This window comes from Sulfolobus sp. B1 (assembly GCF_007050195.1).
Classification (GTDB): domain Archaea; phylum Thermoproteota; class Thermoprotei_A; order Sulfolobales; family Sulfolobaceae; genus Saccharolobus.
Genome location: NZ_QIMI01000085.1, coordinates 1 through 7,667, shown reverse-complemented (window position 1 = coordinate 7,667; position 7,667 = coordinate 1). Strand labels below are relative to the sequence as shown.

At 31.0% G+C, this 7,667-nt stretch carries 8 protein-coding genes; 6 read left to right on the top strand and 2 right to left on the bottom strand.

Annotated elements, in window-relative coordinates:
• The 3 genes from DMP16_RS06690 to DMP16_RS06680 form a co-directional block, all read left to right on the top strand.
• The coding region (locus DMP16_RS06690; protein WP_143577004.1) for a pyridoxal-phosphate dependent enzyme at positions 1-405 on the top strand (405 nt) is incomplete at its 5' end.
• A gap of 119 nt (positions 406-524) precedes the next feature.
• Entirely contained in the window at positions 525-2,669 is a 2,145-nt protein-coding gene (locus DMP16_RS06685; RefSeq protein WP_069282277.1) for a hypothetical protein, read from the top strand.
• Positions 2,670-2,676: 7 nt separating this feature from the next.
• Complete coding sequence (locus DMP16_RS06680) at positions 2,677-4,290, top strand: hypothetical protein (protein WP_143577005.1); 1,614 nt, start codon at positions 2,677-2,679, stop codon at positions 4,288-4,290.
• Here DMP16_RS06680 and DMP16_RS06675 read toward each other — a convergent pair.
• Positions 4,283-5,548, bottom strand: coding sequence for a hypothetical protein (locus DMP16_RS06675; protein WP_069282276.1), 1,266 nt, complete (start codon positions 5,546-5,548; stop codon positions 4,283-4,285). The two genes, DMP16_RS06680 and DMP16_RS06675, sit on opposite strands and share 8 nt — an antisense overlap.
• A 53-nt stretch (positions 5,549-5,601) precedes the next feature.
• Here DMP16_RS06675 and DMP16_RS06670 point away from each other — a divergent pair, with 53 nt between their 5' ends.
• A complete protein-coding gene (locus DMP16_RS06670; RefSeq protein ID WP_069284568.1) occupies positions 5,602-5,844 on the top strand; it encodes a hypothetical protein in 243 nt (80 codons plus the stop codon).
• On the top strand, positions 5,832-6,521 hold the full coding sequence (locus DMP16_RS06665; protein WP_069282275.1) for a hypothetical protein: 690 nt from the start codon (positions 5,832-5,834) through the stop codon (positions 6,519-6,521). The genes DMP16_RS06670 and DMP16_RS06665 overlap by 13 nt, the downstream gene beginning before the upstream one ends.
• Positions 6,522-6,530: 9 nt before the next feature.
• On the opposite strand, the gene DMP16_RS06660 is transcribed toward DMP16_RS06665, so the two are convergent.
• Positions 6,531-7,217, bottom strand: coding sequence for a hypothetical protein (locus DMP16_RS06660; RefSeq protein ID WP_069282274.1), 687 nt, complete (start codon positions 7,215-7,217; stop codon positions 6,531-6,533).
• 64 nt (positions 7,218-7,281) lie between these two features.
• On the opposite strand from DMP16_RS06660, the gene priX reads away from it, so the two are divergent.
• Positions 7,282-7,667, top strand: a 386-nt coding sequence (priX, locus tag DMP16_RS06655) for a DNA primase noncatalytic subunit PriX (RefSeq protein ID WP_143577003.1), incomplete at its 3' end; no start/stop codon positions are given.

Sequence of the window (7,667 nt, the reverse complement as noted above, 5' to 3'; positions counted from 1 at the left end):
CCAGTTTCAGCTGGTACCTTGTTATTGGGTGTACATAAGGGATTTAGCCACTTACTTAACTCTGGATTTATTGATGAAATGCCTAAAATTATTGCAGTACAAACAACTCAAGTAATGCCCTTATGTGCTAAATTTAAGAAAATTAATTACAATCCTCCTGAGAAAGTTACATCAATTGCTGATGCATTGGTTTCTACTAAACCGTTCTTATTGGATCAAATGATAAAAGCTATTAATGAGTGTATTGTTGTTAGTGATGAAGAGATCATAGAAGCATGGAAAGACCTAGCAAAGATGGGGATATTAGTAGAATATAGTTCAGCTACAGTTTATGCGGCATATAAAAAATTTAAAGCAGAAAATTCTGTGCTAGTGTTGACTGGAAGTGGACTAAAAACTATTTAATTTCATGGTAACTATATACATGATGATGATAAGGGACCACGTAGATAGGTGAAGATAACTTACCCGTCTGAGTTTGGCATAAATTTAATAGTGTTAATGTTTACGTTAAGTGTAGCCATATGGATAAACGTCTGATTAGCATTGTTTTAGCTATCACTAACATAATAGGTTTGCTAGAACTTCCACTTTATTTTCCATTTTTAGCATTTATTATGTTTTCCTCATCTTTAGCAATTCTATATGAGGCTCAGCTTTCACTTATATCTACTTTGATAGTTTCGATAATTTTGGCAGTATTTACTACACTTACTTCTATCGAGAAAGTGATTATAGTAGCCTTTTTTCTTATTATATCGTTATTTGGGAAAAACAAGTGGATATATTCCATTCTTCTTTCCCTAGTGCCAGGCTTACTTTTAGGTGACTCTTACTTCATATTGATAATACTAGCATTACTTATCATATTGTTGGCAAAGATAGGGGAGGTAAGGGCAATAATACTGTCTGGCATTATCTATCTAATAGTAGCTGGGATAATGTATTCAATAAATTCCTCTTTAGTAATGAATTTATCTAATTTATCATATTACTATCTCCTAATGGGTGTTATAGGAGTTATTGCTGAAAGTCGTAAAATCAATTATAGAAAATTTATGATTTATTTCTCGTTTATACCTGCTTCTTTTCTAGGAATAATGCTAGGATTTCCTAAAGATTCTTCATTGATTTACCTATTTTCTCAGAACTCCTTTTATTCATCCTTCATTTACCTTCCTTGGGTACTTGAATACAATCCTGAGCAGCATATCCTTATAGGATGGTTAGTAATACGTATTTTGCTTATTATTGTAAAAAATAGTTTATTATCTGCACAAGTTTTTTTAGGAATTTTTACATTCTTATCCGGAGTTATATCCTACTTTGTTTTCTCGAAACTAAACCTTAGATATCCACTCTTATTATCCTTGCTTTATCAATTCAACATTTTTAATCCAGTAGTCAATTATTCAGTATCTATCCTACCTTATGCTTTCCTTCCTTTATCTCTTTTCCTAGTATATTATAATAAAAAAATAATGTATGCAATTTCAACCTTAGTTGCAGCTGTATCTATACCACTGTTTATTTCAAGTTTAGTAATTGCGGGAGTAAATAAGAAATATAACTTAATAGGATATGGGCTAGGCTTAAACGCATTTTGGCTTATTCCATATCTAGTTTTTTATCATGGATTACCCAGCGTTTCACCATTATATCTGCTCGTAGGTTTACTTTTTCTTTCATTAGGATTATTATTATACTATCTCGAATACAAAAGGAAAGACATTCTTTACGTATCCTTAATTTCGCTAATACTTCTAGTAATAGGCTTTAACGTAACTCCTCTCTTATTCCTATATTTAATTTTATTGATAGGAAGTTTGAAAAGTATAAAAACACTACTAAACGCTAGCCTAATAGTTTTAATAGCTATCTCATTAATTAGTTTCAGTTATGGTTTATCTTTACGATACCAAAATGTAACGTATTATACCCTTGATCTACAAATGCCTAAAACTGGGATATATGGCTTCGGAGCACAAACTGATAATTTAACTAAACTTCTCACTAGTGGTATAGCGTATAACGCTGTTAACTATTCCACTAAGTACTTCTTATACGATGGGAAGATCATCTATAATCCTTTATATTTTGGTTATCCATTTGCTCCCATTCCAAATTATAGTTCTATAATACGCTTCTCATATGCTTATACAAATTCTGGTGAGATTTTCTTTATATATTCGCCATTTAATCAGTTATTAGGAATTCTCTGGTATCCCTTATCTAACGACTCAGAATTAACTTTAACCTTTCCATTTTCTGTCAAATCATTGCAAGGTGTTCAAGGAATTATTAAGAATAATAGTATAGAGATTTTTTCCTCTACCTATAACAGCTCTGTCATAATTCTGGGAGGCAACATAACTGTTAATGGGAGACCAATTTTTTCTTCTTACTATAAACCAGAAGTACATACAAGTATAGGTATAGGAGAGGTAAAAGAAGAAATAGAAACCAATACCTCAATATTTTTGCCAGTTTATGAACCGGTGATTATCAATGGCAATTTCGTAAATCACTCAGTAGTTCTTAAACCTGGAAAATACATTATAACGTTTTCTAATCCTACAATAATGTATGTGAGTTACATATCAATTTTTATATCAATAATTACAGTAATATTGCTTTTAGTTAGGAGGCTGATAAGAAATGTCGTTTAGGGGAATTTTGTTACTGTTAATTTCAACTCTGTTATTTTTGAGTATTGTATCAACTGTAGTAAGTATTTCATACAGTATATTAGTAATAAAACCATCATTTGTAAAAACTTTAAAGGCTTTAAATGGAAACAGGGTATATAGTAATCCTAATTGGGATAACGGAACTGCTATAGTAATTCATAATATAACTTATGAGATGGTAGAAGGATTAGGTTACGCATATGCTGTGCAAAACTACTCAACCTTAGGACTTTCTAACTTCACTTACTCAGTAAAATATGTGTACTTTTCTGGATTGGGTGCAGGAGCTATAGTATTAGCTGGAAACGTTGATTTAAAAGAATCTGCAAATAAACAGCCTTATGTTTTAATATATTGTGTAACGTCTGGTGAAATGTTAGTTAAGACTCCTAGTAGTAATTTAAAGGTGGTAATGAATAATCTCCCTATAAGTGTGAGTGGTAACTTATCTATATCATTCACTGATGTTGATGGAAACCTTACTGTAGCCTACTTATCTCTTAACAACGATAACGTTACGTTAGCATACATTACACCAATACCTTGGGCAGAAGTTGACTACGTAGGATGGCTACAAAATTATGGTTATTCATACCTTTACTACCTTTCTAGTACAGTTATCGGAGGAGAAACGTATCCAGTAATAGCTGGAGAAACGTATTTAATTTCTAACATAGTTAGTTCACCCAACCTTAATCTGGGACCAGCTGAGATAATATCGTCTACTAAAAATTATGAAATATTGAAAGGTACTCAGCCAGGAGATTATTTGGTTGAAGAATATAATGTGACTTCTCTTAATTCATTAATAGTTACTATGAATTTCACATACTATAATGGCAGTGAAGTAGGTATAGAACTTCTGGGTAAAGGATTAGCTGTTAGTAATCCTGACTTACAACAAGTTTATGGGTTGATATATGCAATAAATAACGGCGAATTATACGTTAAAGAACCCACCACGTTATGGCAACTATTCAAATCTAGTCTACCAGCAACTGATCAAGGAGTAGTGTCTGCAGTATTTTTGAATCAAGAAGGAAATGTGTCACTTTATGAGGTAATACTTGATGATACTAATACCTATATACTTAACATTACTACACCAATTCCGTGGTCTAGCATATTGTACGTAGGCTGGAGAGTTGACAATGGAGTTAGTAAGTTATATTTTATGCCGCAGAATTACGTAATAGGACCGCAAGTAGATCTACAATTCGTATTTTTATCTAATAATGGCGCATCTGTTCCTAATCAGAAATATTTAGTTTACATTGGATCAACTCTCTCTAATCTCAATTTTTATACTTCTGGTTTAACTAATTCTTCTGGAGCTGCAAACCTAGCTTTGCCTATAATTTACTCGAACTCTAATAATTATGAGTACGTTAAGATAGTCTGGGTAAATACCTCAACCAACTTTACAATCATTATTCCTCTAATTCAATACGAAATGAGTAGTATTAACGTTAAACCCTATCCTTTTACACTTATCCAACAAAATATAGACGTTAGTTTAAACTTAATTGAAGTTTCGTTATTTGTGATTCTATTAGTTTTAGTTATAGCTTATCCTTGGTGGGGTAAAAGAATTAAATGAAGATATTTCTGAAGTATCCGTTTTTTCTATACGCAATTAACAACTCATTCAGTTTCTGTGAGTGTTGGGAAATTGGGGTATTAGCGTAATCTTCATTTCCTAAAATATCTCTGGAGTACCAGTAAGCAATTGGATCCAATAAACTAACTTTGTTACCGCTACTTGAAGATACAAAAGGAATGGAATAGTTTATATTAGCTTCTCTTTCAATTATATCTTTTGTTAGTTTAGATAGATAAGGATTTCTAGCGATGAATGTATTTACAAATTTCATTATTACGTTATCAAAGAATTCATAGGAATCAATACCAATTACATATAATGAGGCATAAATGTATTCGTTAAATGTAAAATCTCCCCTCTCATGTAAATCTCCTATTTTTATGTCATTTATTTGAATGAAATTACCATTATATTCCATAAATAAGCCTATTCTTACGTCATTCTTCCTAATACCCTTCATTGGAGCGCCTAAAATATCGGTTTCAGTGACGTTTACATATCCTTTACTAGATAGAGAAATAGTCTTTACTTTATATTTGTTTAGCTTTATTTTTTTATTGTCTAAAAAATTTAATTCAATTACTTCTTTGTACACGTCTTCTAAGGAATAAATCATAGTGAAGATAGTTAATTTTGAATTATTAATAATAACAGTAGATAATGGATTTGTTTTATTGTTTTGATCTAATTTAAAGAATGAGATATACGTGTAAATAGTTCTTAAATCCTTAATTTTATATGGACTTTGCTGATTTTCTTGTATAATCATTGGATTAGGTGAAGCTAATTCTAATAAATCAACAATTCCTAAGTCTAGAATAAGTGATAGATACTGCTTGCTTGATATTTGCAATAGTGGATATACGTGAATCTGCTTTCCTATAATAAGCTTTTTATATTCCTCCATAGAGATTATATCTTTCTTCTTCTTTTGTACTATACTCTCCTGCCTTCTTCTTGGAAGGCATTCATCAAATGAAACCTTTTGGATTATTTTTAATTCTTCTACATCTTGAGAAGTTAATTCACTCAAGTCATCTATTAGCTCATAAATCGCTTTATGTATTGTATTCTTAGTAAACTTTTTACTTATCTTAATTGCTTCACCGTTTATACATGTCGTTATAGATATCTCATAATTACTTTCCTTTTCTAACAGGATTGGAATTTTATTATTTATAATTAAAGCTGTAGTTGAGCCATTAATCGTGTGTTCCGCTAAGTATTTAAGAAGTTCATAGGCTTCTTCTTTCATTCTGTCTTTATTATTATGTCGTGCTTTTATACGTATTCCTCATAATTTTTAATGTGGAAGAGGCGTTAAGTTTAGCTAAAAAAGGCAAGATATTAACTGCATTAAGATTCTTGAAACAGTATATTAAAGAGAATGAATATAAATGGGATAAAATGGAGGAATCTTGCATTAAGCTCTTTGACGCAATTATGGCTATGCCTTCCCTAAATGACGAAAGTTGGGGTATTTTCGTTCCTTCAATGAGTTATGATGAGTTTAATGAATTGATAAGTAGGGTCTATCAATGCATGCATTAGTTAATTACGTTGAAAATATAACATTTAATGTAATAAGAAGAGCTTCAAATGAATTATTTTGTAATACTTTTTCCTTTAGTTCTACCTCTCCTTCTAAGATAATCGCATCAACTGGAAATATAACGCTTATCCTTGTTAAGTCGAATACCAAGGTTGATCTAACGATTTCTTGCGGAAAATTGAAAAGAAAATTGAAAGTGAGCTTAGATGAAGATAAGATAATATATTGGAATGAAGATGATAACAAGAAAAGAATAGAGAAATTGAATATTTACTCATTCCCCAGTGCTTTAACAACTATCGAAGAGGAAATGTTCAAGATTTTAACAAAAATAAGTTTAGAATGTCAACTGCAATCTTTATGTTTCAGCTATAAAAAAAGGATAAAGAACGTGTTGGTTCAAGGAGTAAGGATTAACGTGGATGATAATACTAAACATAAACTAGAGAGAATATTTACTCTAATGTATAAGAAAAGTGTAAAAAGTGATTGTAACGATAATGATCTATGCATCAAAAATATAATATTATCAAATAGAAAGATTTTTATACAATTTTATGATAATTTAAAGAGTAATTATTGGTATGTTGAGTTGAGTGAGTTAATTAACAGGATTCCAGATTATGCTTCGGAAGTTTTAGAACTTATCGATACCATTCGTAGTACAGAGAGATAAAAACAAGATTTATATTTTCTCATTAAGTTTCCTTAGGGCTTCCAGATCTCCAAGAGTAGATAATAGGACTCCTTTGACCTTCTTATCTTTCAACTCATTAATAACTGATAGGATTTCTTCCTCATTAAAAGTTGGCTGATTTAGTTGCTCAACTATTTTCTTATTCTTTTCAGTAACAATAATTAAATAGGGAATAGCTCTACTTAATAAGTTGTGACCATAATATTCAAGTTCATCAACTCTTCTCATTCTTAGAACTAAGAAGAAATCTGCATTGGAATTTAATCTAGCTTTAATCTCGTTTTCATTTCTTCTTAAACTTATCATCATACCAGCTTGAATCCCATACCCTTTAGCTATGTTTACAGCCTCTTCGGAGGATAGATATCCGACTTCCTTACCGTATTTTGGCTTATCACCTTTAGTAAAAGCGACGCTTACATTCATCATTCTTGCGGTTATAGATAGAGAATGTACGAATAGCTCGTTAACATCATATAGTCTCTGATTTATTATTACTTTATTGTTTAAATTAAGCAAATACCTTATTATGGATGCTATAGAAGATGGTAATGGAGCGGGGTAACCTAACGGAGAGTCTGGTATGTTAAATCCATCAAACGACGACAACGTTTTAATCTCATCTATAATCTTTTCAATTTTTTTCTTAGGATGAATCTCCACTAATATTTCCATTTAATCTTACATAGTTAATCTATGAGCTAAATTTTTTTCTTTATATTCTTCTCTACATTATGTCATGAAGAAAAAGGAGGATGAACACATTGAATCAAAGAGGAGGAAGATAATCTTACATTATCCAGATGATACTCCAGCAGGTTATATAGAATACAACGGAGATTCATCAAAAGTCTATGATGAAAATGATAACTTTTTGTTCGAGGTTAATGGAATATTTCCCCCTAAACCTAAATCCTCTTCTGATTTCTCATGGATCGATAAAGTGTTAGAGAAAGGTATTCAAGATGGTAGGAAAAGGTTTATTCTTTACGTAGCTTCACGATATTTAGTGAACATAAAAGGATTAGGTGATGAGGAAGCAATACAAGCACTTAAAGAATTTTATTACAAGGTTCCAACTGGTAAGATTTATGACTCTTGGTTAAAATCTGTAGTAAACGGTGT

Bases quoted from the DNA above. Each gene is read 5' to 3' on its own strand.
- DMP16_RS06685 (WP_069282277.1), top strand. From the start codon at position 525: ATGGATAAACGTCTGATTAGCATTGTTTTAGCTATCACTAACATAATA.
- DMP16_RS06675 (WP_069282276.1), bottom strand. From the start codon at position 5,548: ATGAAAGAAGAAGCCTATGAACTTCTTAAATACTTAGCGGAACACACG.
- DMP16_RS06665 (WP_069282275.1), top strand. From the start codon at position 5,832: ATGCATGCATTAGTTAATTACGTTGAAAATATAACATTTAATGTAATA.
- DMP16_RS06660 (WP_069282274.1), bottom strand. From the start codon at position 7,217: ATGGAAATATTAGTGGAGATTCATCCTAAGAAAAAAATTGAAAAGATT.